24 protein-coding genes and 2 tRNA genes are annotated in these 24,846 nt (G+C 60.6%); 5 read left to right on the top strand and 21 right to left on the bottom strand.

Annotation, left to right across the window (positions count from 1 at the left end; translation table 11 throughout):
* Positions 1–55: 55 nt before the first annotated feature.
* The 14 genes from ACP15V_RS02185 to ACP15V_RS02250 form a co-directional block, all read right to left on the bottom strand.
* A tRNA-Phe gene (locus ACP15V_RS02185) sits at positions 56–130 on the bottom strand.
* Between the two features lie 96 nt (positions 131–226).
* A complete protein-coding gene (locus tag ACP15V_RS02190) occupies positions 227–421 on the bottom strand; it encodes a DNA gyrase inhibitor YacG (protein ID WP_424942043.1) in 195 nt (64 codons plus the stop codon).
* Complete coding sequence (locus tag ACP15V_RS02195; RefSeq protein WP_424942044.1) at positions 418–1,452, bottom strand: ribonuclease E/G; 1,035 nt, start codon at positions 1,450–1,452, stop codon at positions 418–420. Before ACP15V_RS02195 ends, ACP15V_RS02190 begins: the two co-directional genes overlap by 4 nt.
* A gap of 12 nt (positions 1,453–1,464) precedes the next feature.
* Positions 1,465–2,046 carry a Maf family protein gene (locus ACP15V_RS02200; protein WP_424942045.1) on the bottom strand — a complete coding sequence of 194 codons (582 nt, stop codon included), beginning with the start codon at positions 2,044–2,046 and terminating at the stop codon, positions 1,465–1,467.
* Positions 2,047–2,061: 15 nt separating this feature from the next.
* A complete protein-coding gene (infA, locus tag ACP15V_RS02205; protein ID WP_008186030.1) occupies positions 2,062–2,280 on the bottom strand; it encodes a translation initiation factor IF-1 in 219 nt (72 codons plus the stop codon).
* 86 nt (positions 2,281–2,366) lie between these two features.
* Positions 2,367–3,278 carry a carbon-nitrogen hydrolase family protein gene (locus ACP15V_RS02210; RefSeq protein WP_424942710.1) on the bottom strand — a complete coding sequence of 304 codons (912 nt, stop codon included), beginning with the start codon at positions 3,276–3,278 and terminating at the stop codon, positions 2,367–2,369.
* A gap of 167 nt (positions 3,279–3,445) precedes the next feature.
* Entirely contained in the window at positions 3,446–4,030 is a 585-nt protein-coding gene (locus tag ACP15V_RS02215; RefSeq protein WP_424942046.1) for an N-acetyltransferase family protein, read from the bottom strand.
* Positions 4,027–4,422: a ketosteroid isomerase-related protein gene (locus tag ACP15V_RS02220; protein ID WP_424942047.1), complete on the bottom strand. Its 396-nt coding sequence runs from the start codon at positions 4,420–4,422 to the stop codon at positions 4,027–4,029. The genes ACP15V_RS02215 and ACP15V_RS02220 overlap by 4 nt, the downstream gene beginning before the upstream one ends.
* 146 nt (positions 4,423–4,568) lie before the next feature.
* Positions 4,569–5,024 (bottom strand): low molecular weight phosphatase family protein, encoded by a 456-nt coding sequence (locus tag ACP15V_RS02225; RefSeq protein WP_424942048.1) that lies wholly within the window; start codon positions 5,022–5,024, stop codon positions 4,569–4,571.
* Between the two features lie 3 nt (positions 5,025–5,027).
* Entirely contained in the window at positions 5,028–5,510 is a 483-nt protein-coding gene (locus ACP15V_RS02230; RefSeq protein WP_424942049.1) for a UPF0262 family protein, read from the bottom strand.
* Positions 5,511–5,529: 19 nt separating this feature from the next.
* Positions 5,530–6,831, bottom strand: a complete 1,302-nt coding sequence (hisD, locus tag ACP15V_RS02235; RefSeq protein WP_424942050.1) for a histidinol dehydrogenase — start codon at positions 6,829–6,831, stop codon at positions 5,530–5,532.
* A gap of 190 nt (positions 6,832–7,021) precedes the next feature.
* Entirely contained in the window at positions 7,022–7,495 is a 474-nt protein-coding gene (locus ACP15V_RS02240; protein WP_424942711.1) for a DUF2948 family protein, read from the bottom strand.
* A gap of 20 nt (positions 7,496–7,515) precedes the next feature.
* Positions 7,516–8,781 (bottom strand): UDP-N-acetylglucosamine 1-carboxyvinyltransferase, encoded by a 1,266-nt coding sequence (gene murA / locus ACP15V_RS02245; RefSeq protein ID WP_424942051.1) that lies wholly within the window; start codon positions 8,779–8,781, stop codon positions 7,516–7,518.
* Between the two features lie 32 nt (positions 8,782–8,813).
* Positions 8,814–9,002: a hypothetical protein gene (locus tag ACP15V_RS02250; protein ID WP_424942052.1), complete on the bottom strand. Its 189-nt coding sequence runs from the start codon at positions 9,000–9,002 to the stop codon at positions 8,814–8,816.
* Positions 9,003–9,093: 91 nt separating this feature from the next.
* On the opposite strand from ACP15V_RS02250, the gene ACP15V_RS02255 reads away from it, so the two are divergent.
* The 4 genes from ACP15V_RS02255 to ACP15V_RS02270 all read left to right on the top strand — a co-directional run bounded on the left by ACP15V_RS02255 (position 9,094) and on the right by ACP15V_RS02270 (position 11,573).
* A tRNA-Thr gene (locus ACP15V_RS02255) sits at positions 9,094–9,168 on the top strand.
* Positions 9,169–9,441: 273 nt separating this feature from the next.
* Complete coding sequence (locus ACP15V_RS02260) at positions 9,442–10,053, top strand: autoinducer binding domain-containing protein (RefSeq protein ID WP_424942053.1); 612 nt, start codon at positions 9,442–9,444, stop codon at positions 10,051–10,053.
* Positions 10,054–10,134: 81 nt separating this feature from the next.
* On the top strand, positions 10,135–10,722 hold the full coding sequence (locus tag ACP15V_RS02265) for an acyl-homoserine-lactone synthase (RefSeq protein ID WP_424942054.1): 588 nt from the start codon (positions 10,135–10,137) through the stop codon (positions 10,720–10,722).
* Positions 10,723–10,988: 266 nt separating this feature from the next.
* Positions 10,989–11,573 (top strand): outer membrane protein, encoded by a 585-nt coding sequence (locus tag ACP15V_RS02270; protein ID WP_424942055.1) that lies wholly within the window; start codon positions 10,989–10,991, stop codon positions 11,571–11,573.
* Positions 11,574–11,712: 139 nt separating this feature from the next.
* Here ACP15V_RS02270 and ACP15V_RS02275 read toward each other — a convergent pair whose 3' ends face one another.
* The 4 genes from ACP15V_RS02275 to ACP15V_RS02290 all read right to left on the bottom strand — a co-directional run bounded on the left by ACP15V_RS02275 (position 11,713) and on the right by ACP15V_RS02290 (position 21,917).
* Positions 11,713–12,135 carry a hypothetical protein gene (locus ACP15V_RS02275; protein ID WP_424942056.1) on the bottom strand — a complete coding sequence of 141 codons (423 nt, stop codon included), beginning with the start codon at positions 12,133–12,135 and terminating at the stop codon, positions 11,713–11,715.
* A gap of 103 nt (positions 12,136–12,238) precedes the next feature.
* Complete coding sequence (locus tag ACP15V_RS02280; protein WP_424942057.1) at positions 12,239–14,131, bottom strand: acyl-CoA synthetase; 1,893 nt, start codon at positions 14,129–14,131, stop codon at positions 12,239–12,241.
* A gap of 222 nt (positions 14,132–14,353) precedes the next feature.
* A complete protein-coding gene (locus ACP15V_RS02285) occupies positions 14,354–16,165 on the bottom strand; it encodes an ABC transporter transmembrane domain-containing protein (RefSeq protein WP_424942058.1) in 1,812 nt (603 codons plus the stop codon).
* Between the two features lie 418 nt (positions 16,166–16,583).
* Entirely contained in the window at positions 16,584–21,917 is a 5,334-nt protein-coding gene (locus ACP15V_RS02290; RefSeq protein ID WP_424942059.1) for a Hint domain-containing protein, read from the bottom strand.
* 306 nt (positions 21,918–22,223) lie between these two features.
* Here ACP15V_RS02290 and ACP15V_RS02295 point away from each other — a divergent pair, with 306 nt between their 5' ends.
* Positions 22,224–23,360 carry a THUMP domain-containing class I SAM-dependent RNA methyltransferase gene (locus ACP15V_RS02295; protein ID WP_424942060.1) on the top strand — a complete coding sequence of 379 codons (1,137 nt, stop codon included), beginning with the start codon at positions 22,224–22,226 and terminating at the stop codon, positions 23,358–23,360.
* Between the two features lie 13 nt (positions 23,361–23,373).
* Here the strand turns inward: ACP15V_RS02295 and ACP15V_RS02300 are convergent, their stop codons facing one another.
* From ACP15V_RS02300 to ACP15V_RS02310, 3 genes are read right to left on the bottom strand one after another with little or no spacing between them, the layout of a single operon-like run.
* Positions 23,374–23,763, bottom strand: coding sequence for a carboxymuconolactone decarboxylase family protein (locus ACP15V_RS02300; RefSeq protein ID WP_424942061.1), 390 nt, complete (start codon positions 23,761–23,763; stop codon positions 23,374–23,376).
* Between the two features lie 29 nt (positions 23,764–23,792).
* Complete coding sequence (locus ACP15V_RS02305) at positions 23,793–24,080, bottom strand: DUF1330 domain-containing protein (RefSeq protein WP_424942062.1); 288 nt, start codon at positions 24,078–24,080, stop codon at positions 23,793–23,795.
* A 2-nt stretch (positions 24,081–24,082) separates the two neighbouring features.
* Positions 24,083–24,769 carry a GntR family transcriptional regulator gene (locus ACP15V_RS02310; protein ID WP_424942063.1) on the bottom strand — a complete coding sequence of 229 codons (687 nt, stop codon included), beginning with the start codon at positions 24,767–24,769 and terminating at the stop codon, positions 24,083–24,085.
* Positions 24,770–24,846 lie beyond the last annotated feature (77 nt).

Genomic DNA, 24,846 nt, shown 5'->3' on the forward strand with positions numbered 1-24,846 from the left:
CCTTGACGAAACGGTGTTCGCACTAGTCGCAACAATATGTTTTATTTGGCAAAAGTGGTGCCCGGGGGCGGAATCGAACCACCGACACGAGGATTTTCAATCCACTGCTCTACCCCTGAGCTACCCGGGCACGGGTGAACTTCGTTTCGTCAGTGACGTTTCGTCGTTCGGGTAGCGGGTTTCTAGTCGGGGGGGGCGGGGGTGTCCAGAGGGAAAATCGGTTTTTTTAGTGCGGTCGTGAAGTTTTTTCCGAAAGCGCCTTGGCGAGCTCGTCCATCGCTTCATCCACGTCCTCTGGCGCATCCGCCGGCACCGCGTAGGACCCGTTCAGCCAGCGGCCCAGGTCCACATCTGCGCAGCGGCGTGAGCAGAAGGGGCGGTATTTCTGGTCGGTCTCTTTCGAACAGATCGGACAGCTCATGCCAAGCTCTCTTTCAACGGAATGCGTTCGCGTTTTCGCTGTAGTTCAAAGTTGCCCAGCACGGTCCAGCCCGCCAGAGAGGTCTCAACCCCATCCGCCCTGAACGCATTGCGCAACGCGGTTTCGATCTGGCGGCGTTCTTTCTTGGGGCTCGGTGCAAAATCCACGACAATCTGCCCGCCGAGCCCGCGCACACGCAGGGCGCGCGGCAGCACTTTGGCCAGCGCAATATTGGCCTTCAGGCCAGCCGCCGGGCTCGCATCCGGGCCGGTGTTCACGTCCACCGCCACCAAGGCCCGGGTGGGTTCAACAAAGGCATAGGCCCCACCGGGCAGGCGCACGCGCGCGCCCAGCGCCTCGTCGATCAGATCTTCGACACCGTGACGGTCAAACGCGCCTTCGCCGTCATCCAGCTGATCAGGCAGCTCCCATTCGCGCCAGGCCAGCGTGTGGGCATCTGCCCCATCAACCAGCAGCTCCGGCGCGCGCCCTTCCGCATCCGCCAGCACCGCGCGCGACAGATCGAGCATCGTGGCGATATCCCCCGCCACATCTTCATCCGATCCGCTGACCGAGACCGAGCGCAGGATCAGGCCCTCGTCAGCCCCGCCCATCACCTCATGGGCGATTTCCATCAGGCGTTCGCGTTCTTCTTCATCGCGGATCGACCGGCTGATGTTCAGGCCCGGCGCGCCGGGGGTGACAATGGCGTAACGGCTTTTAAAGAGCACCTTTTGCGTGACTGGCACCGCCTTGCCCGCCTCGGCAAACCCAATCACCTGCACCAGAATCGCCTGACCGGGCGACAGCCCCTTGCCTTGACGCAAAAACGCGGTTTCGCCATCCGGCAGGCGCAGCATCATGCCCCCCTGCCCTTTCAGCGGACGGTCACAGATGGCGCGGTATATCGCCCCGGGCAGCGCGTACTGCTCGGGCGGTTCGATCAGGAAATCATCCAGCTGCCCATCGACGATACGGGCTGCGGCCTTGCGGCCCTTGTAGGTATCAAGCGCAACAACACTGCCCTTCATGATCGTCATTCCTTATGTATCGTAGAGCGGATATCCGGCCGCCACCAACAGCCCGGCGGTTTCATGCACGGGCAGGCCAACCACGGCGGTATAGCTGCCTTGGATCCAGCTGACAAAAGCACCGGCAGGCCCCTGAATGGCATAACCGCCTGCTTTGCCTTGCCAGTCCTTTGACGCAAGATAACTGGCAAGTTCCTGATCTGACAGGCGTTTCAGCTTGACCGCGGTCACCACATCGCGTGCCCAACGGCCCGCAGCGGTTCGGACCACAACCGAGGTGATCACCTTGTGACGCCGCCCTTCTAGCGCGCGCAAAAACACGGCGGCCTCGGCTTCATCACGGGGTTTGCCCATGATCCGGCGGCCCAAGGCCACGGTGGTATCGGCGCAGAGCACCACCTCATCGGCAGCCACCTCCATCGCGTCGGCCTTGGCACCTGCGATGCGGCGGCAGTAAGTCAGCGGCAGCTCGCCCTTTTGCGGGGTTTCATCCACATCCGGCGGGCGCACGTCATCAGCACGAAGGCCGAGCTGACCCAACAGCTCGGCCCTTCGGGGGCTTCCAGACCCGAGAATCAGCTTGGGGCGTGTCATGCCCGTCTGATCCGGTTACTTGAAGCGATAATTGATCCGACCCTTGGTCAGATCATAGGGGGTCATTTCGACCTGCACCTTGTCGCCAGCCAGAACACGGATGCGGTTTTTCCGCATCTTGCCTGCCGTATGCGCAATGATCGTATGGCCGTTTTCCAGCTCGACCAGAAATGTCGCGTTCGGCAGGAGTTCCTTCACGACACCGGGGAATTCGAGCAGTTCTTCCTTGGCCATGTTCACTCCTGTTAAAACACCCGTCCATCACGGGCGCCCCTTAAATGGTCCCAAACGGGCGGGTTTTCAAGGGAAATTCGGCGGTTTCAGCACAAAGTGACATTTGTGACCTTTGGCAGGTGGATTTCCCGCGCGCTGCCCCCGCCCTGATACTGTTCCGACCAGTGGGATTTGTTCAATACCGCCCCGTCGCACCGCACTTCGTGAAGCACGGACAGGTCCACCTGGGCAAGTATCCAACCCGGGGTCTCAAATTCGCCCTGAGCGATGATGCCGTTGTCCGGGAACCCCTTGTCCGAAGGGCCGTAGATCGCGGCCGCCCCGGTGTTCACATCCACAATCTCGTTCCAGTCCGCCTTGCCCTGCGTTGGTGCATGAACCGCGATGCACTGCCCCTCCAAGGCGCGCGCCATGGCCCCAACCCGCACGCGGGAATAACCTGACAGGCCTTCCGTGGCAGAGGGCACCAGGATGATCTCGGCCCCGGCCTCAACCAAGGCGCGACCCAGCAGGGGGAATTCGCTGTCATAACAGATCAATACGCCGATCTTGCCCAGCGCGGTGTCCATCACTTTCAAGGGTGCCCCGCCCTGTACCGCCATCGGGTCCCGCTCCCACCGGGTCATGATCTGTTTGTCTTGGGGAACCTGCCGCCCGTCCGGGGTGAAAAACACCGCACGATTGACCGGACGCGGGAAGGCCGGGTCAAAGACCGGACCGGAGGGCCCAAGAATATGGACCCCATGCCGCGCCGCAAGCCCCGAAAGCAGCGCATTCAGGTCCGGCATCAGATCGCTTACCGCCCGCATGGATCCCTGAATATCCGCGGCCTCTTCGCGCCCGGCCAGCGAGGCCAGCTCCATCGCGCCATATTCGGGAAAGACCAAAAGCTGCGCGCCCTGCCCGGCAGCCTCTTGAGCCCAACGGGTCAGCTTTCGTTCAACACTTTCCCAAGTGTCATGCCAGTCAATCGGATAGGCTGCGGCGGCAATGGTCACCTTGCTCATGATCTTCCTTTTGTCATTCAGGGGCGCTGCCCCTCGCCTCTTCGAGGCTCACCCCGGGATATTTCAAACCAGAAAATAGAGGCAGCTGTCCCGTTCATTTTCTAATCAGAAGTATCCTGGGGTGAGGACGAAGTCCGAGGGGCAAAGCCCCTGCCCCCTCACAGGATACGGATCCAGAATTGAAGTTGCTTGGAGTCTTCTTCCAGTTTCCCAACATCTTTCCACGAAAAAGACGCTAAAACACCCTCCAGCTTTTCATATCCCCGCTTTCGCCAGAACCCATCCAATGGGCGATAGCCATGCGGGCGCGCCGGGTGGTCATCTGCGCGGATCACCCCGCAAAACGCTGCATATTTGCGCCCCAGCGCACGCGCGTGGGCTTCGCGCGCATCAAAGAACGCGTGACCAATCCCGCGACCGCGATACTGGGGCAACAGAACACTTTCCGCATTGTAGAAAATATCTTCCAACGCATACCCCGTGCCGTCAAAGGCGGTGGCGAAATCTTCGGCATGATCCTCCATCGGCGCTCCGGTCGAGGCCCCCACCAGCCGATCCCCCTCAAAGGCGCCAACCAAAATGGCCCCGGACGAGTTGCGATAGCTCTGCAAATAACGATGTTCGTAGTCAAACGTGCCGTCATACAGGTAAGGCCAGGCGCGAAATACCTGCATCCGCAGCCGCGCCACATCGTCCAGGTGCGCGTCCAGATCCGCACCTGTCAAAGGCCGCACATCTATCATGACACCTGCCGGATCCAGTCATTCAGGTTGTAATAGGTGCTGACCCGCGTGATCAGACCGTCCTTGAGCGAAAAAAACGCCCCGGCCGGCAGAACATAGGTCTGACCATGGGCCTCGGGCAGGCCGGGATCGGTTTTCAGATAGGTGCCGTTCACGGTAAATTCCGCCGCCCCACGGGTGCCGTCCTCGCTGAGCATCACAACCAGATCGGTCAGGGTCTCACGGTAGGTCTCGCTCATATGGGTGCAAAAATCGCCAAAGGCCTCTTTGCCTACGCGGCGGTCACCCTCGTTGACGTCATGCACAAATTCGTCCGACAGGCAGGCCACCATGCCCGCGATGTCGCCTGCGTTAAAGGCGTCGTAATAACGTTGAATGGTCTCGCGGCTCATGTCTTTCCCCGTTGAAACTGCTGGGGCCACCCTGCCGCCGGGCGGGCGAACGCTCAAGCCGGAAAGCGACATATCCCCTGCAAAACCGATCAGCGCAGGCCGGCGCGGATATGCAGGCAACAGGCGCGCCCAAGGGGCAACGCGGGTCAGACCTCAGTTGGCGGACCAAACCGTTCCAAAAGCTTGCCACGGATCTGGTCGCGCGCCTGCCGATATGCATCAAGCTTTTCCTCCCGCCGCGTGCCCATCGCCGTGGGATCGAGGATGGGCCAATAGACGATATCCAGATGATACAGCCGGGTCAGCTCAACAGCGCGATGTTGGCTGGCGGGCGACAGGGCAACCACAAGGTCGAAGCTCGACAATTCCTCGCCCCATTCCTCCATCTGGTCAAAGCTGCGCACCTTATGGTCCGACAGCTCGACGCCCAGTTCGGCACAGACCGCCACGGCAAACCCGTCGATTTCCAGCTCGGAATGCACCCCAGCGGATTGGACATAGATATCCTGACCGTAAAAGGCCTTCATCAACCCCTCGGCCATCGGGGAACGCACCGAATTATGATCACAACAAAATAGAACCGACTGCGGGCGATCAACCATGCATTATCCCCAGTGCAACACACAGATCAGAGTGAACAGACGCCGCGCGGTGTCAAGATCAATCTCGGCCTTGCCTTCCAGCCGTTCCTGCAACACGCGCGCACCTTCGTTGTGAATGCCGCGCCGCGCCATGTCGATGGCTTCGATCTGGCTGGGGGGCAGTTTTTTCACCGCGTCGAAGTAGCTTTCGCAGATTGCAAAGTAATCCTTCACCACCTGGCGAAACGGCCCAAGCGACAAAACCACTGCGCCTGCCGGTTCCCCCGCTTCGGTCTTGGCGTCCAGCACCAGGCGCTTTTCGCGAATGCCCAGCCCCAGATGATAGGGCCCGTCCGGCACGGCTTGATCACCACGCGCCACAAGCTCAAAGGAATTGTCTTCGAGAAGGTCAAAGATTGCCACCTTGCGTTCCTGTTCAATCGCAGGCGTGGGGGCGGCCAATCCGTCCTCATCAATTTCGATATGGGTGATGCGGTTCGTGCTCATGATCTGCTCAACACTCTCTCTACTCGTTCAACGCATCCAGCCGGGCACGCACGGACAGCCCATGCGCCTCAAGGCTTTCAGAAATGGCCAGGGTTTCGGCGGCAGGCCCAATTGCGGCCAAGGCCGCCGGGGTCATCCGCGCCAATGTGGTGCGTTTCACGAAATCCATCACGCTGAGGCCCGATGAGAACCGCGCGGACCGCGCCGTGGGCAGCACGTGGTTCGGCCCGCCCACATAATCGCCGATGGCTTCGGGAGTAAACTGTCCCAGGAAAATCGCGCCCGCATGGGTGCATTTCTCGCCCAGCGCATCCGGGTCCGCCACGCAAAGCTCCAGATGCTCCGGCGCAATACGATTGGACAATGCCGCCGCTTCCTCCAGATCGCGCACGGTGATCACCGCGCCGAAATCGCGCCAGCTTGCCCCAGCAATTTCGCGCCGTTCCAGTGTGTCCAACCGCGTCTCAACCGCCGCGGCCACCGCGCGCCCGAACGCCGCATCCGTGGTGATCAGGATCGATTGCGCGCTTTCATCATGCTCGGCCTGGCTCATCAGATCCAGCGCCAGCCAATCGGCATTGTTGTCCGCATCAGCAATCACCAGAATTTCTGACGGGCCGGCGATCATATCGATGCCCACCTTGCCAAAGACGCGCCGTTTGGCCGCCGCGACAAAGGCGTTGCCCGGCCCGGTGATCTTGTCAACCGGGGCGATGCTCTCGGTGCCATAGGCCAGCGCGGCAATGGCCTGCGCACCGCCGACGCGGTAAATCTCATCCACACCAGAGATCTTTGCCGCCAACAGAACCAACGGGTTCACTTCTCCGTCCGGCGTCGGCACGGTGATCGCCAGACGCTGCACCCCTGCCACTTTGGCCGGGATGGCATTCATCAACACAGAGGACGGATAGGTCGCCAATCCTCCCGGCACGTAAAGCCCCGCGGCCGAAACAGGCGTCCAGCGCCAGCCCAGATCCGCGCCGCTGTCGTCCGTCCACATGGCGTCCGCGGGCAGCTGTTTCTCGTGATAGGCCCGGATCCGCTCCGCCGCCAGTTCCAGTGCCGCGCGATCCGCGTCCGACACTTTGGCGCATTCCGCCTCGATCTCGTCCTCAGAAAAGCGCAAGCCCCCCGCGTCCAGCGCCAGCCGGTCAAACTTCGCGGTCAGTTCCAGCACCGCCGCGTCGCCCCGCGCGCGCACATCCGCGATAATGCCCGCCACGATATCATCCACTTCGGGGCTGTCTTCGCGCTTCATCGACAAAAGCTCGGCAAAGCGCGCCTCGAAATCGGCGTCCTGGCTGTTCAGAAACTGGGGCATCTTGTTCTCCTTTGCCCACCTCTAGCGAGCGCACGCGCTCCCCTCAAGCCTCACACAGCAATTCCGGCCTTATTTTCTAATCAAAAATATCCCGGGGTTCGAGGGGTCCCGGAATTGATCCGGGGGATCAGTTCGCCCGAGAACGGGCGGAGCCCCGGTGCGAATGGCCTCGCGAGGGGCAGCGCCCCTCTTACTCCGGGTGTTCCGGCGTGTGTTTCGAGGGCGCCACATAAGGTCGCGTCACATCCTGCAACGTCACATCCAGCGCCTCAACCTCCAACTGGATCGCGCCATCCCCGGCAAGCGTCAGCTCCAAGACCCCGGTGCCGTCCTCACCCGCCGAGAACCCCAGCGACAGAAGCGACAGGATCGTATCGCCATCACGCGACACGCCCTGGCTGCGCACTTTCATCACGTCCGAGACCGACAAAACCGCCTGCACCCGCTCCACGTCGCGGCCACGCGCATCTGCGGCCTGCATATCTTCCCAGCGAAACCGGTTCAGAAGCAGCGAAAAGCGCCGCTTGCCCGGCTCCCATGACATCTCTGATGCCGGGAACACCGCGTCCTGCGTCAGCGTGGACAGCACCTGCAAATCCTCGGCGTCATAGGCCAAAAGACGCAGCGCCTCTTCGCCGCCATCTTCAAACCGTGCGTCCTGCATGTCACTTGCCATGGTTCGGCTCACTCCTTGATCCGTTCGATCTTGGCGCCGATCGATGACAATTTGCGCACCACTTTCTCGTATCCGCGATCCAGGTGATAGACGCGGCTGACAATGGTCTCGCCTTCCGCCGCCATGCCCGCAAGGATCAGCGACACTGAGGCACGCAGATCGGTCGCCATCACCGGCGCGCCTTTCAGCTTCTCAACCCCATGCACCGTTGCCGTGCCGCCATGCACTTCGATATTTGCCCCCATCCGCACCAGTTCCGGCGCGTGCATAAAGCGGTTTTCGAAGATGGTTTCATGCAGGGTAGAGGTGCCTTGTGCCGTACACAGCATCGCCATCATCTGCGCCTGCAGATCGGTCGGAAAGCCCGGGAACGGTTCGGTGGTCACATCCACGGCAGACACGCGGCCATTGCGGCGCGCCACTTTCAGGCCGCGTTCGGTTTCTTCCACCTGAATGCCCGCCGCATCCAGTTTCTCGCAGAAACTTTCGACCAGCGAAATCCGCCCGCCAAGACATTCCACCTCACCCCCGGCAATCGCCGGGGCCAGCATGTAGGTGCCCAATTCGATCCGGTCGGTGACCACCGGGTGGGTGGCCCCGTGCAGGCGATCCACGCCCTGAATGACAATCTCGGACGTGCCGTCGCCCTCGATCTGTGCGCCCATCTTGCGCAGGCAATCCGCCAGATCGACGATCTCCGGCTCGCGCGCGGCGTTTTTCAAAACAGTGGTGCCCTTGGCCAGGGTGGCGGCCATCAGGATGTTTTCGGTGGCCCCGACCGAGGCAAAGCTCAGCTCGATCTCGGCGCCTTTCAACCCGCGCGGCGCCTTGGCGTGCAGATAACCATCCTTCAGCTCAATCTCGGCCCCTAGCTTTTCCAGACCAAAGATGTGCAGATCCATCGGGCGCGCGCCAATCGCACAGCCCCCTGGCAGCGACACAACCGCATGGCCCAGCCGCGCCAGCATCGGCCCCAACACCAGGTTCGAGGCACGCATCTTGCGCACGATGTCATATTCCGCCACGTGATTGTCGAGGTTGTGGCTCGACATGGTCAGCACCTGACCATCCTGCATCGAGGCCGCTTCGGCCCCCAATGATTCGAGCAGCTGCGTCATCGTCTTGATGTCCGACAGGCGCGGTGCATTGGTCAGCGTCAGCGGCTCTTCGCTGAGCAGCGTCGCCGGCATCAATGTCAGACAGGCGTTTTTCGCCCCCGCAATCGGAATTTCACCAGACAGCGCGCCACCGCCCGTTACCACAATCGAATCCATCTGAACCGCCTCTCGTTACGCTTTTGTTTCTGTTATGTCTTTGTCTTGGCCGTATCGACCTGATTTTCCGCTGCATTTTCAGCCTGATCCGTGCGCGCGTTCGCCCGCGATTTGGCCTGCGCCTTGCGCCGACCCATATTGGCCTTCAGCGCCGCTTTCAAACGATCTTCGCGAGTTTGCCCTTTTTTTGCGGGCTTTGCAGGTGCGTTTTTCTGTTCCATGAGAAATTATTTACCCCAGACGAAAAAAAGGGTCCAGAAGGGGCTTGCGCCCTCGTGCGAATATGATTATTCCCCGCCCCACGATAGCGATGCTGTGGTAGCTCAGTGGTAGAGCGCACCCTTGGTAAGGGTGAGGTCGGGAGTTCAATCCTCCCTCACAGCACCATCGTCCTCCCCTAAAACAGAACGGCATCCCTGCCCGTCTGACCCGTCAGACGGACGTCGCTATGGGTCAAAATGATCTGTATCCGGTTCCGTCATTTTCTTGGCATGCTGTGATATTTTGATACGTGGTTCCGGGGACGCGCGAGGCGTTAACCATGTTTTCTCTCTATAAAAAAGGACCTCCGCCAAACGGCCTTCGACCTCAAGCGGACTGCCCTAAAGGAAGGTGCAATTTGGGGTTGTAAACCTTGATTAAGGTAAACAGAATTTAACCATGGGACGTAATCTGAGTATCGATTCTTTGTTGGATGAATTGGGACCCCTCGCACAAGCAGGGTACTTCATCGGCCTTCACATTCGTTTTGCCTCACCGCTGATGACCTTTCAAACCTACCCGCAAGCCTGGTCTGATCATTATACCCAGAACGCCTATGCGCTGCGTGATCCGCTGATTGCCACCGGCATTTCCCACACCGGCGCCATTCGCTGGAGCGAGATCACCCTGCCGGATCCGTTTGGCATCATGGAAGAGGCCAAGCAGTTCGGCCTGGTCTTCGGCGTTTGCGTGTCTTGCGGTCCCATGACCTCGCGCACTGTGGGCAGTGTCGCCCGCAGCGACCGTGAATTTACCGACGAAGAAATGGCCATGATCAGCGGCATCATCTTGCGTCTGCACCATGAAAGCCAACCCCCTGACAGCCTGACACAGGCCGAGATCGAGGCGCTGCAAATCCTCGCGGCCGGGGAACGCTATGCCAATGGTGCGGCCCTGTTGGGCATCTCAGAAAGTGCTCTGAAAGCGCGGCTGACCTCAGCCCGCAAGAAACTGTTTGCGCGCACCTCAGCCGAGGCGATCCAGCGCGCCAAAGATTACCGTCTGATCTGACGATCCAGGCGGATTACCCCGGGTGTCGATCGCTGCCACCGGCGGCACCCTTTGTTTGCTCACAAAACCTGGAGGGACGTCATGCAAACCACCACACTTTCGTTCGAAAATCTTCACAACCATGGCGAGCTTTTCGCAAACTTGCTTCGCGCCCGGCGACAAAGCTTTATCGTTCAAAACAACTGGGACCTGCCCGAAGCTTTGGGCATGGAATACGATCAATACGACACGCCGGCCAGCCGCTGGGTGGCGGTGCATGAATTTGGTCGCATCCTTGCGGGGATCCGGCTGACGCCGACCACCACCCGTTGCGGCATCTACAGTTACATGATCCGCGACGCGCAAAAGGGCCTGCTCGATTCGATCCCGCAGGACCTGCTCTATGACGAGGCCCCGGTGGCCGACAATATCTGGGAATCAAGCCGCGTCTTCGTGGCCCATGACACGCCACAGCGCATCCGCAATATCGTGCATGGCATGTTGATCAGCGAGATGACCAAAGCCGCGCGGGATCTGGGGGCAACCCAGGTGCTGGGCCTGATCCCGGCCGCCTGGCCGCGCTTTGCCAAACGGCTGAAGCTGGATGCCCATGCGGCGGGGCGCGTCATGCATATTGACGGGGCAGACAACCAGGTTGTGACCATCAATCTGACCTCGAAACTGCACTGATCCCGCACCGCGCTGTCATCAGCAGCACATTTTCTCGGGCTGTTTTGCCCGACAGTCAAAAAGGGCGCTGGAATGCGCCCTTTTTAGCTTGTTTTCATGGGTGTGCCGGCATGCGCTGGCCGATGAATCCCGTTTCCTGTACACTGAGGACAGGTGTCATAACAGGCCGGAGCATTCCCGCATAAATATTGCTCTGAATTTGCTCTGTGCCAGAACGGATCCGCCCCGACCCTTACATCCCCGGGTGGATCGAAAGGATGGATACCATGATGAAGACCCTGTATTCCTCTGTTGCCGCACTTGCCCTTTTGTCGGGCGCTGCTCTTGCGGGTACGTTAGAACAACCAGCCCAGCCTGCCCCTGTGACCTATACCGAGGTCGCCGCCGCCCCTACGGGCGAATGGACCGGGCCCTATGTGGGGGCGCAAGTCGGCTATGCCGATGTGGGCAGCTCTGCGGTGGGCGTTGAAGGGGACGGCGCGATTGGTGGGATTGTCGCCGGGTATGACTGGGATCTTGGTGACTGGGTTATGGGCGTCGGGCTCGACTATGATTTCGCCAATATCGACCTGGGTCCGGCAACCCTGGAAAACGTGCTGCGGGTGAAGGCCCGCGGCGGGCGCAAAGTGGGCAGCGGTTTGGTCTATGGTACGGCGGGTTATGCGCACGCCTATACCGATGCTCTCGGTGACGATGGCGGGTTTTTTGTCGGCGCAGGCTATGAACAACCCGTCTCGGACCAGTTCTCAATCGGCGCGGAAATCCTTTATCACGAGTTTGCCGACTTCAACGGATCCGGCGTGGATGTGGACGCCACCACATTTGAACTGCGTGGGTTGTTTAGATTCTAAAGCCCTTAACCGGAAATCTGAAATACGGATTTGTGGTCAAACAACCTCAATCCCCTGGACGCCTTGCACCGTCACGCTTTTTTGGTTCCATAGAAAGGCGTGACGCCCACGCGGTGGCAAGCGCCCTGTATCGTTAATATCAACTTCCGCGAAAATTTCCGCAGTTATCGACGACATCCCAGGCAGTTTTGGTAAAGCCATTTCCGGCATCCATGGTAATTTGAACCCATGTCCGAAATCGACCTTCATACCTGATCCAGCCTTTTGTTTCCAATTCAGGACGCCATTCCGGTTCTTGTGGCGTCAGAACTTTGCAGCAATCTGGAATTTTCTGAATGAACTCTTCCTGGCTCGCATAAGTGACGTAGCTCTTACCAAGATAGTCTTCGGCGGCTGGTGATTGAGTGTAGGCGCGATATTTGATAAACGCCCGCGCCTTCGCCAAATCCACAATCTCGGCATCAGAGTATCTGCGCATTTCGCGCACGCAGACGCCGTTGTAATTCAGCGCCAGAAACCCGATGAAAACCGCAGCGGCGGACAACAACAAAATCAAAGACACGCGCATAAATTTCCCACACTTCAATTGATGACAACCCACTCGCGACAAAAGAAAAAACGCCCGAGCCAAGGCCCGGGCGTCCTATCACACTATACCGAAGGGATCACTCCATCCATTCGTAGGGTCGGGTGAACTCGCCCAGGCAATGGGTGACCGCCTCGTAATCCACCTCGCCCGTGGCGCGCAGGCGTGCCACCAGCCCGCGTTTCTTATCTTCGATCACCTCGGCGACCACAGCGGCATGGCCCGCATCGGCCAGCGCCTTGTTATATATCCGGGTGATCGCCAGTTTGCGCAGATCGGGTTTGAACACTTTGCCCACCGCGGTTTTCGGCAACTCGTCAAGGATCTCCACATATTTCGGCAGCGCCGCCTTTTCGTGGATGTGCGACTTGGCATAGGCGCGCAGCTCTTCCGTGGTGACCGAGGCACCCGCGACCAGTTCCACATAGGCGCAGGGGATTTCGCCCGCGTAACTGTCGGGCTGGCCGATGGCGCCCACCATGGCGATGGCTTCGTGACCGGCCAGGCATTCTTCAATCTCAGCCGGGTCGATATTGTGCCCGCCGCGAATGATCAGATCCTTGGCGCGGCCGGTGATCCACAGATAGCCATCTTCGTCCAACCGCCCCAGATCGCCGGTGCGCAGATGGGTGCCGCCCGCAAACAGCCCGATATTCTTGGCCTCTTCGGTATAGGTGTGGCCCGTGAAGACACCGGGACCGGTCAGGCAAATCTCGCCCACCTCATCCACCCCATGTTCCTTAAGGATGGTGCCCGCGTCATCGCAGGTCAGGATCTTGATGTCGGTATAGGGGAAGGGCACACCAACCGACCCCACCTTCTTGGCCCCCGTCGGCGGATTGCACGACACCAGACAGGTCGCTTCGGTCAGGCCATAGCCTTCGACAATCGTCACCCCGGTGGCCTCGACAAAGCGGTTGTAAAGCTCGATCGGCAGGGGCGCGGACCCCGAAAACGCGGTCTTCAGCGAGCTCACATCCGCATCCACCGGCCGCTGCATCAGCGCGGAAATGGCGGTGGGCACGGTGATCATGAAGCTGACCTTGTAGCGTTCGATCAGCTTCCAGAAATTGTCAAACACCCCGTCCCCACGATAGCCCGCCGGGGTCGGGTGCACAAAATGCGCACCCGACATCAGGCAGGACATCCAGATCACATGCACCGCAAACACGTGAAACAGCGGCAGCGGACACATGATCACGTCTTTTTCATCAAACAGCAGATTGCCACCCAACCAGCCATTATACACTAGGCCCGAGTATTTATGCTGCGCCACTTTCGGTGTGCCGGTGGTGCCGCCGGTATGAAAATAGGCCGCCACGCGGTCTTCGGTGCTGTCGGCAAAATCAAGCGTCTTGTTTTGCTTGGCCATCTCGGCGTTGAAGTTCAGCACCTGCGCATTATGCGTCACCGGCACTTTCGGACGCACCAGCGGTACAATCCAGCTTTTCGGCGGCTTGAGATACCGGTTCAGGTCGATCTCCAGCACCGTTTTCACATTGGGCGCCATCGCCACCGCTTCGTTGGCCAGCTGCGCCACCTCGGCCTTGGGGAAGGCGCGCAGCGTCACCAGAACCTTGGCGTTGGTTTCGCGCAGGATCCCGGCCACCTGTTCGGCGTCCAGCAGCGGGTTGATCGGGTTCACAATCCCCGCGATCCCGCCCCCCATCAGCGTGTAAAGCGTTTCATTGGAATTCGGCAGCAGATAGGCGATCACATCATCTTCACCAATGCCCAGCGAGCGAAACAGGTTTGCTGCCTGACAGGATCGCTCCAGCATTTCGCGCCAGGTCACGGTTTCTTTTGGATCCGATGGTCCGGATGTCAGTTGAAACGATGCCGCCGCGCGGTTCGGAAACGCCTTTGCCGTGCGTTCCAGCATGCCAAAAAGGGTCGCAGGCTTGTCTCGCGCGTCCCAGCTCATTTCGGCCTCAACCGCATCCCGGTCAATCATCGAGCCAAAATCATACATATGTCTTCCTCCCCTGCCCCATTCATGGGGTCGTGCCATCCAACAAACATGAGCGCAAAAACGACACCGGGCAAGAGGAACGTGACGTGGAAGTAAAGTGCAGTCACGTCACTTCGGAAAAACAATGGAAAATCCACCAAAAAACGGGCCGCCCTGGCTGGGGCGACCCGTTGATTCACATGTTTCCCTTAGTTTCCCTTAGGTTAGCCCTCAGGTTAGCCCTCAGGCGACACCATCCGTGAACTGCAGACGCGCCAGATGGGCGTATAGCCCGTCTTGTTCGACCAGCTCATCATGGCTGCCTTGGGCGACGATTTTACCTTCGTCAAAGACGACAATCCGGTCGGCCTTTTTCACCGTCGCCAGACGGTGCGCCACGATCAAGGTGGTCCGGCCTTGGGCCAGCTCATCCACTGCGGCCTGCACCAGACGTTCGCTTTTGGCGTCCAAGGCCGAGGTTGCCTCGTCCAGAAGCAGCACCGGCGCGTCGCGCAGGATCGCACGGGCAATCGCGATGCGTTGCTTCTGCCCGCCCGACAGCATCACACCGCGTTCACCGACATAGGTGTCATAGCCATCCGGCAAGGCCGTCAGGAACTCATGCGCGGCGGCGGCTTTTGCGGCGGCTTCGACCTCGGCATCGGTGGCGTCTGGGCGGCCAAAGCGGATGTTTTCACGCGCCGAGGTGGCAAAGACCACCGCATCCTGCGGCACCAGGGCCATGTGCTGGCGGAAATCATCGCGACGCATCTCGCGCAGGTCGACCCCGTCCAGTTGCACCGACCCGCTGGCCGGATCGTAAAACCGCTGCAGCAGTTGGATAATGGTGGATTTGCCCGCCCCGGACGGACCAACCAGCGCCACGGTCTCGCCGGGGTTTACCTCCAGGCTGACGCCTTCCAACGCTGCGAAATTCGGGCGCGCCGGGTAGTGGAACGTCACATCCTTGAACGAAATTGCCCCTTCGGGGCGCGACGTGATCAGCTTGGGCTGGGCCGGATCCTGCACCTGATCTTCGGCGTTCAGAAGCTCGACCAAACGCTCAGTAGCCCCCGCCGCGCGTTGCAATTCCGACCAAATTTCAGACAGCGCCCCCACCGCGCCCGCCACCATGACCGAATAGATCACAAACTGCACCAGCGCGCCGATCGACATGCCACCTTCGGTCACGTCATGCATGCCGACCCACAGGATGCCCACCACGCCGGAAAAAATCAGCGTGATGACAATCACCGTCATGATCGCGCGGGTGGTGATGCGCACATGGGCGCTTTTGAAACTGGTCTCGGTCAGGTCAGAAAACTCTGCCCGGCTCAGGTCTTCATGGGTGAAGGCCTGCACGGTCTGCACCGACAAGAGCGCCTCAGACGCATTGCCTGAACTTTTGGCGATCCACTCCTGGTTTTCGCGCCCCAGATTGCGCAGCTTGCGGCCCAAAACGATGATCGGCACCACCACAATCGGCACCAAAAGCAGCACCAACCCGGTCAGCTTGGCCGAGGTGAACAGCATCAGAATGAGGCCACCGACAAAGATGAACATATTGCGCAGCGCGACCGATACGGACGACCCGATCACCGACAGGATCAGCGTCGTGTCGGTGGTGATGCGGCTCAACACTTCGCCGGTCATGATCCGCTCGTAAAAGGCCGGGCTCATCCCCACCACGCGGTCAAACACCGCCTTGCGGATATCGGCCACAACCCGTTCGCCCAGGCGCGTCACAAGGTAGTATCGCAGCCCGGTGCCCAGCGCGAGAAGCACCGCCACCATCAGCGCGGCGGCAAAATACTTGTCCAGCAGATGCGCGGTCGCCCCTTCGGCGCCAAATCCATCCACCACGCGGCGCACGGCAATGGGCAGGATCAGCGAAATTCCGGCAGTAAACACCAGCGCCAGAAAGGCCCCGAGGATCCAGATCTTATGCGGCGCCATGAACGGCCACAGCCCGCCCAGCGCGCCAATGCGTTTGGATTTCTCGCGTTCGGCCGCTTCCAGATCGGCTTCCATCCCTGCGTTTTGTCGTCTTGCCATGAACCGCTCCTTTCCGGCAGCAATAGCCGCCCCGCCGCGCGGGGACAAGCCACCCGTTGGCACAAACCCCAGAAAGTCTTGCCTGTAAGGCGCAGGGGACGGCAAGGCCGAGCAAGCGGCTCCGCGCATTTCGCTTGGCGGTTCAGGCCAGGCCCCATGGGGTCCCTGGCCGGGCACGACCAAAACAGTGACCGTAGGAGCGATGGCGGGCGACCCTTGGGCGCGAGAAATCCGAACCCCAATTGCCCGACCTGTCACGACCCGAGATCACCCGGGTCATGCAGGTGACATGGGGCTACCTCCCCTGTTTCTGAGAGGTTCAGATGTCACGTCGCATTGGATGCGCCTGTGCCAAGCGTTTCGGTCTTGGGGAACAGGCGCGACCACGCGCGCCTGTTCCCCCGCTCAGAGAGTCCAACTACATCAGACGGCCCTGCAGCGCGCGGGTTTCGCGCACCGACAAGGACGGGCGTGCCACGCGACCATAGCTTTCCAGCTCCATCTCCAGCTCGGGGAACAGGTCAAAGATCTCGCGCCGCGTTTCATCGGCAAAGCTGCCCATGCCGACCTGCGCCGGGTGGAAGCTCTCGGTTGGGATGCCGTTGGAATAGACCAGCTCATGCCCGTCGAACATCAGATGGAAATACTCCACCTCGCCGCCCTCAACAATCCGCACGCTGTCATCATTGACCAGGCCTTTTGCGGGCGCCAGAACCTGGCTTTCACCAAACATCAGTTCCGCCATCGGGGTTTTCAAAAGCAGGCGGTGCTGCTGGCTGACCCAAAGATCACGCTCCAACCCGAAATGTCCGGCCTTGATGCGCACCGGCGCAAACTTGCCATGGGCCTTGACGATCCGCGAGCCGACCCAGCGCAGGCGCTGAAACCCACGATCCAGCGTGACGACGCGCATGTCGGGCGTCAAATCCTCGACCGGCACTTCGCCCTCGGCGGTCAGGATCATCGTGCCCCGGGCAAAGCAGACAATATCGAAATTGATCACCTCGAAATTCTCAAACGAGATATTGCCAATCTTGCCGCTTTCATCACCGCCGGTGATCGTCACCGTGCCCGACAGGTTGGGGTTGCCCAGAAGATCCGCCAACGTCGGTTCCCCCGGCCCACCAAAGGTGACATCCGGCGCGCCGGATGTGGGTGAAAACACCCCGGTCACGCCCGGATCCAGCCCCTCGATCGTGGCGCGATCCGTCACTGTGGTGGTCAGGGTGATCGTATCATCGCGCGCGGTTTCGTCCGCCACAAAATGCTCAACCCCGGTCAGCGTATCGGTGGTTGCATCATCGGTCTTGGCCACCGTGCCCGCGCCGTCATCGGCCACCGTCACGTTGATCTGTTCGTCCAGCGGACCATCGGCGCGATAGCTGTCCTGCCCGTCGCCACCCGACACGGTATCTGCGCCGGTGGACAGGATCATGGTGTCATCGCCATGACCACCGATCAGCTGGTCATCCCCCGCGCCGCCATCCAAACGGTCATCGTCAATGCCACCATCCAACAGGTCGTCATCCGCCCCGCCGGACAGCGTGTCATTGTCATCGCCGCCATAGATGCTGTCATTGCCCGCGCGCCCTGACAGGCTGTCAGAGTTGTTGTCGGGTTCTGGATCGGTCAGCGTGTTGGCCCCGTCATCCTCCAGCGAATAGATCCCCATCGCAGCGTAATCCGGGCTGGTCGGCGACAGGCCGCCATAGATCACATCATGACCGTCGCCGCCTTCGATCGTGTCATTGCCTTCCTGACCCTGCAACGTGTCATCGCCCAGGCCACCGTCAACGCTGTCATCGTCAAAGCCCGCATCGACCAGATCATTGCCGCTGCCGCCCAGGATGGTGTCATCATCATCGCCGGTCAGGATCGTGTCATTCCCGGATCCGCCATCGACGCTGTCGCGGTCATTGTTCGGGTCGCTGTCCGCCGGATAGCTGAACAGCGCGCTTTCATCTTGCGGCGTGGAGGGGTCGTCGGGATAAACGATCCCCACATCCGGCGCACCGGTGCCCGGCGAGGTGCGGGTGTTGATCAGATCATCCCCGCCACCGCCATCCACGGTGTCGCTGCCTTCATTGCCAAAAAGCGTATCCGCCCCGTCGCCCCCCGACAGGCTGTCATCCCCGGCCCCGGCAAAAATGCTGTCATTCCCATCAGAGCCGGTGGCGGTGTCATCGCCAGATCCCAGCGTGACGCTTTCGATTTCGCTGAAGGTGACAGTGTCGGTGCCATCGGTCAGCGTGCCACTTTCGGGGTCCGCGCCCGAGAGATCCAGGGTCAGGTCATCGGTGACATCGGACGCGTCCAGCAGGTCGCCGCCCTCATCTTCGGCTCCTTCTCCGCCGGTGATCGTGTCATTCCCAAAGCCGTTTTGCAGTTCGATCCGGTCGTCACCATCACCGGCCTCGACAATATCGTCGCCTGCGCCCGGGGCAATGGTATCATCGCCTGCGCCCGCACGGATGTGGTCATCATCGCCCACCATGCCGGGCAACACGGCGTCCCCCGCATCCACCATGTCATCGGTGGGGTCGCCAGTATAGCTCCCGTCAATCAGATCGTCCCCGGACGAGCCGTCCACATACCCATCGGTGCCACGCGGAATGCCGATTGCCACCAGCGCATCATGCACGGTCAGCGGATCGGTGAACGGGCCCGCGGGCACATCCACCAGCGTCACGCTTTCGCCATTCGGGAAGGTCAGAACCGGGTCGCCATCCGGATTGGTGGTCACGGTCACATCCATCGTGTCGACCGGATCACCGCCCGCATCGGTCAGGCCAGACACATCCAACAGGTCGTTGGGTTGGGTCGGGTTGCCATTGCTGTCAAGCACCGGCCCGTCGAAATTGTGGATCACATCCTGGCCGTCGCCATCCTCAAACACCAGGCGATCCACATCGCCATCCGGCGTGCCCGGGTTGTTGGGGTCCTGACCGAGATCGATCACATCATTGCCGCCCCCCGCGTCAACCGTATCGGCCCCCGCGCCTGCGTCGATTGTATCGGTCCCGGTGCCGCCGGTGATCGCGTCCTGCCCGTCACCGGCCACCACATCAATGCCCGATGTGGTGGCGGATCCGTCGATCACATCATCCTGACCCGTGGCAATCACTTTCTCGATCTCTTCGAAGGTGATGTCGGGCGAGGCATCGCCATCCAGCCCATCAACCGTCCCATCCTCGGGGTCCGCGGTGAACGTGATGTCCACCCCGCCGGGGGCTGCCGACAGGTCCAGCACATCGCCTTCATCGCCGTTTTCCGGCCCGTCCGGGTGGCCATCGGTGCCGTCGGACCCACCGTCAATGATCGCAGTCACATCACCCGACAGATCCGTGGTATCAAGCGTGAACACATCATCGCCGGTGCCGCCCGACGCCGTGTCGGCCCCGCCGACCGAGATATCATCATCCCCTGCGCCACCGGAAAGGTCATCGGCACCGCTGCCGCCCACGATCGTGTCCGCATCCGCGCCGCCATCTATCGTGTCCGCGCCAGTGCCGCCCAGCAGGCTGTCATTGCCGTCGCCGCCATGGATCAGGTCATCGCCAGCGCCGCCATCCATCGTGTCGTTGCCCGCGCCGATGCCGGTCGGCACCTCGGGCACTTCGGTCAGAGACACATCATCCAGCACCACGCTAGGATAGGTCATCGTCGCATCTGGCGACTGGTTCGGGCGCAACTGGATCCCCGTCACCCCGGCCGGGGCCACGAACTGAATCTCGTATTCCTCGTAGCTGGTGCCCTGCACAACCGCCGTGCCCAGCACATTGCCATCCTGGTCGAGAATTTCGAAATTGACCGGCTTGTCCACCGCGGTGAACCACTGCCCGTTCACATAATCCGAAGAATAGGCATCAAAGGTGAAACTGTAGGTCTTGCCCTCTTCGAGCGGCGCGCCCAGCGTCTGCCCCATGGTTTCATTGGGCGCGTTGGTGTCGCTCCACATTGTAATGTAACCGGTGCCATCCGACCCGGCATGTGAGGGGTTCCAGCTTTCCGCCGAGGTGCCATCATCCGCGCTGTCGGGCGAACCTGCAATGTTGAACCAATTGTTCAGCCCATCCACGCCATTGGCCGAATGGGTGCCATCCTCAAAGGATCCGTTGGCAATCAGTTCGGGCATGACGGGCGCGACATAAACCCCCATCGTGTCATTGCCATCGCCCCCCGACAGGCTGTCATCGCCCTGCTGACCCAACAGCGTGTCGGCCCCGTCGCCGCCTTCCAGCGTGTCGTTGCCCGCGCCGCCCTGCGCGCTGTCATTCCCTGCGCCGAGATCCACATTGTCATCACCCGACGACCCGGTCGCGGTGTCGTCCCCGGACCCGAGGTGCACATTTTCGATCTCGGAAAACGTCAGCGTGTCGCCACCCGCGCTCAGCGTACCACTTTCCGGATCAGAGGCACCATTGGCAGACAGATCCAGCGCGATGTTGTCAGACATGCTGGACGCATCCAGCGTATCGCCCGCGGTTTCGCCCGTCTCGCCGCCCACAATCGTGTCGCTGCCAAACCCCGCATCCACGTCAAAGACATCATCCCCACCGTCGCCAAACAGCTGGTCATCGCCGGCCCCGGCGACAAGCGTGTCGTCATCTGCACCACCGCGCAAAATGTCGTCGCCGCCGCGCCCGTCGATATAATCGTCGCCCGCGCCGCCGTCGAAAATATTGGTGTAATCGGTGGCCAGATCGCCGGTCAGAGATTGGCCGTCATAGCCCAACAGCGTGTCGTCATGATCCGACCCGATGATCCCGTCAACGCCGGTTAACATATCCCCTTCGGCATCACCTCCACTGCCAGTGCCGGATGACAGATCCACCGTTACCGCCGCCGACGAGGCGCTGTAATCGGCCGTATCCTGCGCCGCGCCACCCTCCAGATAGTCGGCCCCGGTGCCGCCTTCCAACGTGTCAAGCCCCTCGCCGCCATACAGGCTGTCATTCCCGGCACCGCCCGACAGGCTGTCATCGCCTGTCTCCTTGATCGGATCGAAGTAAATGTCCGTGATGTCCACCGCGTGGGTCGTCGCGTCTCGGTTGGCATAGGAGATGACGATCTTCGACACCGGCCCGGGGATCTCGACCAGCAAAGACGCCTCTTCGCTGGCCGTGGTATAATTGCCCTGCCCAGTGGCGGTGTCGCCAGACAGGCCCATGTCGCTGCCGGCGGTCAGGTTCACCGTCACCGGATTGCCATCGGCGTCATAGGCGGTCACCACGATCTCGTCGATGTGGTTGCCGTCCACCCGGTCCAGATCGTTGATCCGGAAGGCCACATTTTCCACCTCACCCGAGGCAGACGACCCCGCGGATGCCGCGAAATCGACCGTCAGCACCGCCGTGTCAGCATCCCCATCGCCAAACAGGCGCCCTGCGGAATTCGCATCAAACGGACCGGATCCGGTATATTGCGTGTTGCTGGTTTCAACGGCAAAGGTCGTGTTGTTGTTGCCCGGATCGGTGAAGCTGACCGAAACGTCCACGTCGCCTGTGTCCTGGGTGAACCCACCCGTCAGGTCGGTGCCATCGCTGCCCAACAGCGACCAATCCAGAAAGGCACGCGCAGCATCCGTCAGGTGATCGCCATAAAGCGTATCCTGCCCGGCGCCCCCTTCGACGGTATCATCGCCACCGCCGGCCACCACCAGATCATCGCCGCCCTGTGCATCAATGCTGTCATTTTCGTGATCCCCGATCAGGGTATCATTTCCAGAGCTGCTCGTCGTATTGGTCGCCATCTACACTTACCTCAAATCATCATCTACACGCAGCTGGCCGGCCGTCCGCCCACGGCAGAAGACACATGGCGCAAGACGCACTGCTTTCCCTATGCAGGTATTTAGTTAAATTCAGGCAAATTCATGGCGGACATATGGAAAGATTTCATCCCCGACCGGTTTCGAATATCCTTCGTTTTGTCAATGCGTTAGGCGATCTAGCCGCATCATATCCAAATGGCATTTTACACATTTTTTTACACCCGCCTGCCCCCCCCCAACCGATGCGCCCTTTTCCTTCACCGCCCAAGCGGATACACCGCTGGGATGAGCCAAGACCGCCTTGATATCTTCCTTGTGGCCCCCCCGGGGCTGGAACACGCCCTGCGCGCCGAAGCGTTGGAATGCGGGTTTTCCGCCCCCAAAGTGCTGCCCGGTGGGGTGGCCTTCAAGGGGCGCTGGCAAGAGGTCTGGCGCGCCAATCTGGTTTTGCGCGGGGCGACGCGGGTGCTGGTCCGGGTCGCCGAATTTCCCGTCACGCACCTGTCGCAGCTCGACAAAAAGGCGCATCAGGTGGACTGGGCCGCGCTTTTGCCGCAGGGCGTTTCCGTGAAGGTCGACACCACCTGCCGCAAGTCGAAAATCTATCACGACCGGGCGGCCAGCGAACGGATTGAAAAGGCGTTGGTGGATGAGGTCGGCGCGGTGCTGCCCCAGGACACCTCCGAGGCCGAGATTTCGGTGAAGATGCGGATCGAAAAGAACCTCTGCACGATCAGCCTCGATACCTCGGGCGACAGCTTGCACAAGCGCGGCCATAAGACCGCCACCGGCAAGGCGCCGATGCGCGAAACCTTGGCCGCACTTTTCCTGCGCGAGATGGGGTTCGACGGTTCCCAAGCGGTGCTCGACCCGATGTGCGGATCCGGGACGTTCGTGATCGAGGCCGCAGAATGGGCGGCGGGGGTCCTGCCCGGGCGCGACCGCCACTTTGCCTTCGAAAAACTTACAAGTTTTGAGGCTGAGACCTTTAAAAAGTTTAAAGATCGGGGGGCGCAGGCCTTTAAAGACTTTAAAGTTTTGCCCCCGCGCTTTTTTGGGTCCGACCGCAACGCCGGCGCGGTGGAAAATAGCCGCAAAAACGCCGAGGCCGCTGGCGTCACCGCGCTGACACGTTTCACCCATGCCGCGATCAGCGACCTGCAGCGCCCTGATTGTGATCCGGGCATTGTCATTGTGAACCCACCCTATGGCGAGCGAATTGGCGATAAAAAACAACTCTTTGCACTGCATGGGCGGTTTGGTCAGGTGATGGCAGAGCGGTTTTCCGGCTGGCGTGTCGGCATCATCACCTCGGATGCGGGGCTGGCCAAAGCCACCCAATTGCCGCTTCTGCCCCCCGGCCCGCCGATTGATCATGGCGGGTTGCGGGTGAAGCTGCACCAGACAGACCCACTTCCCTGATCCGCGACCCTGATCAATCTTCAGACGACAAAAGATCCCGTTCTTCCAACACCTTACGGGCAATGCGGAAACATTCCACCCCCTGTGGAACCCCGCAATAAATTGCGATCACATGGATCGCAGCGCGGATTTCCTCGACGCTGACACCGTTGTTGATCGCGCCGTTCAGGTGCAATTCCCATTCATGCATCTTGCCCAGCGCCCCGATCATCGACAGGTTCATCAGCGACCGGGTCTTGGCGTCAATCGCCTCGTCCCCCCAGCCAAACCCCCAGCACCATTCGGTCATCGCCTCTTGGAACGGCCGGGTGAACGCATCCGCTGCCGCCAGGTTTTTCTCAACATATTCAGCACCTAAGGTCGCTTTGCGCTGCGCCAATCCGGTCTCGAACCGCTCACTCATATCATGTCCTTTCAAGGCAAGTCGGGCAGCTATTCCAGCCCTTCAATGATGGCAATATCCGCATCACAGGCCCCGTCGCGATGCGCTTTGGCCGCCTGATATTCGGGGCTGTTGTAACAGGCGTGGGCCGCGTCCAGACTGGCAAATTCGATCACCACGCGGCGTTGCCAATCGCGCCCTTCCAATGTGTCCGCGTCGCCCCGCGCCAGAAACCGCGCGCCGTATTTCGCAAAAGCAGATGGCGCAAGCGACTGATACCCCGCGTATTTTTCAGGATCCATGATGGTGACATTGGCGATCCAATAGGCTTTCGGCATGGTCAAACATCCTCGCCCTGTTCCGCCAACAGCCGAGCGGCAATGGCCTGTGTGTCGTCCAGATGGCGGCTCACAGCGGCCCGCGCTGCATCAGGATCCCCGGATGTGATCGCCTCACAAATCGCTTGCATGTGTTCGGCGCCGGGCCGTTCCCGGTCGGTCGACGATAAGGTCATCGCGCGCAACCGGCTGATCCGCCCATTCAGGCGCTGCACAATTTCCCAGGCGATGTGATGCCCCGCGCCATCAAAAATCTCGGAATAGAAATCCGACGACGCGCGGAAAAGCTCGCCCGGCGTCGCCCCGTCCCGTTCCCGTTGCAGCCGATCCAGAGCCACCCGCAGGTTTTCAGACCGCTCCGGCGTGATCTTGCGTGCGCATTCTTCGGCCGCCGACGTTTCCAACATCCGGCGGATCTCATAGATCTGCTGCGCGTCCTGCCAGCTCATCGTCGCCACAATCGGCCCGCGCCCGGGCAGGATCTCGACCAACCCTTCCGCCTCAAGATACCGAATTGTTTCCCGAATGACGGTTCGGCTCACGCCCAGCTGTTCGCAAAGCGGACGTTCCACCAACCGTTCTCCGGGTTTGAAATGCCCCGCGATGATCGCCTCGCGCATACGTTCCTGCACCATATCACGCAGGGTTTGCGGTGGCTGCTCGATCGGGGAGAGGATGCTTTTGGTCATGGCTCTTTGTTAGCAGCGGGTCACCTGCCGGGCAAGATCATATTGACTTATCATATCATGGTATACCATCCTACCGA

It is taken from the genome of Aliiroseovarius crassostreae, from assembly GCF_049803815.1.
Classification (GTDB): Bacteria; Pseudomonadota; Alphaproteobacteria; order Rhodobacterales; family Rhodobacteraceae; genus Aliiroseovarius; species Aliiroseovarius crassostreae_A.

Coding starts and splice junctions, on each gene's coding strand:
- ACP15V_RS02190 (WP_424942043.1), bottom strand. CDS start 421: ATGAGCTGTCCGATCTGTTCGAAAGAGACCGACCAGAAATACCGCCCC.
- ACP15V_RS02195 (WP_424942044.1), bottom strand. CDS start 1,452: ATGAAGGGCAGTGTTGTTGCGCTTGATACCTACAAGGGCCGCAAGGCC.
- ACP15V_RS02200 (WP_424942045.1), bottom strand. CDS start 2,046: ATGACACGCCCCAAGCTGATTCTCGGGTCTGGAAGCCCCCGAAGGGCC.
- infA (WP_008186030.1), bottom strand. CDS start 2,280: ATGGCCAAGGAAGAACTGCTCGAATTCCCCGGTGTCGTGAAGGAACTC.
- ACP15V_RS02215 (WP_424942046.1), bottom strand. CDS start 4,030: ATGATAGATGTGCGGCCTTTGACAGGTGCGGATCTGGACGCGCACCTG.
- ACP15V_RS02220 (WP_424942047.1), bottom strand. CDS start 4,422: ATGAGCCGCGAGACCATTCAACGTTATTACGACGCCTTTAACGCAGGC.
- ACP15V_RS02225 (WP_424942048.1), bottom strand. CDS start 5,024: ATGGTTGATCGCCCGCAGTCGGTTCTATTTTGTTGTGATCATAATTCG.
- ACP15V_RS02230 (WP_424942049.1), bottom strand. CDS start 5,510: ATGAGCACGAACCGCATCACCCATATCGAAATTGATGAGGACGGATTG.
- hisD (WP_424942050.1), bottom strand. CDS start 6,831: ATGCCCCAGTTTCTGAACAGCCAGGACGCCGATTTCGAGGCGCGCTTT.
- ACP15V_RS02240 (WP_424942711.1), bottom strand. CDS start 7,495: ATGCAGGACGCACGGTTTGAAGATGGCGGCGAAGAGGCGCTGCGTCTT.
- murA (WP_424942051.1), bottom strand. CDS start 8,781: ATGGATTCGATTGTGGTAACGGGCGGTGGCGCGCTGTCTGGTGAAATT.
- ACP15V_RS02250 (WP_424942052.1), bottom strand. CDS start 9,002: ATGGAACAGAAAAACGCACCTGCAAAGCCCGCAAAAAAAGGGCAAACT.
- ACP15V_RS02260 (WP_424942053.1), top strand. CDS start 9,442: ATGGGACGTAATCTGAGTATCGATTCTTTGTTGGATGAATTGGGACCC.
- ACP15V_RS02265 (WP_424942054.1), top strand. CDS start 10,135: ATGCAAACCACCACACTTTCGTTCGAAAATCTTCACAACCATGGCGAG.
- ACP15V_RS02270 (WP_424942055.1), top strand. CDS start 10,989: ATGATGAAGACCCTGTATTCCTCTGTTGCCGCACTTGCCCTTTTGTCG.
- ACP15V_RS02280 (WP_424942057.1), bottom strand. CDS start 14,131: ATGTATGATTTTGGCTCGATGATTGACCGGGATGCGGTTGAGGCCGAA.
- ACP15V_RS02285 (WP_424942058.1), bottom strand. CDS start 16,165: ATGGCAAGACGACAAAACGCAGGGATGGAAGCCGATCTGGAAGCGGCC.
- ACP15V_RS02290 (WP_424942059.1), bottom strand. CDS start 21,917: ATGGCGACCAATACGACGAGCAGCTCTGGAAATGATACCCTGATCGGG.
- ACP15V_RS02295 (WP_424942060.1), top strand. CDS start 22,224: ATGAGCCAAGACCGCCTTGATATCTTCCTTGTGGCCCCCCCGGGGCTG.
- ACP15V_RS02300 (WP_424942061.1), bottom strand. CDS start 23,763: ATGAGTGAGCGGTTCGAGACCGGATTGGCGCAGCGCAAAGCGACCTTA.
- ACP15V_RS02305 (WP_424942062.1), bottom strand. CDS start 24,080: ATGCCGAAAGCCTATTGGATCGCCAATGTCACCATCATGGATCCTGAA.
- ACP15V_RS02310 (WP_424942063.1), bottom strand. CDS start 24,769: ATGACCAAAAGCATCCTCTCCCCGATCGAGCAGCCACCGCAAACCCTG.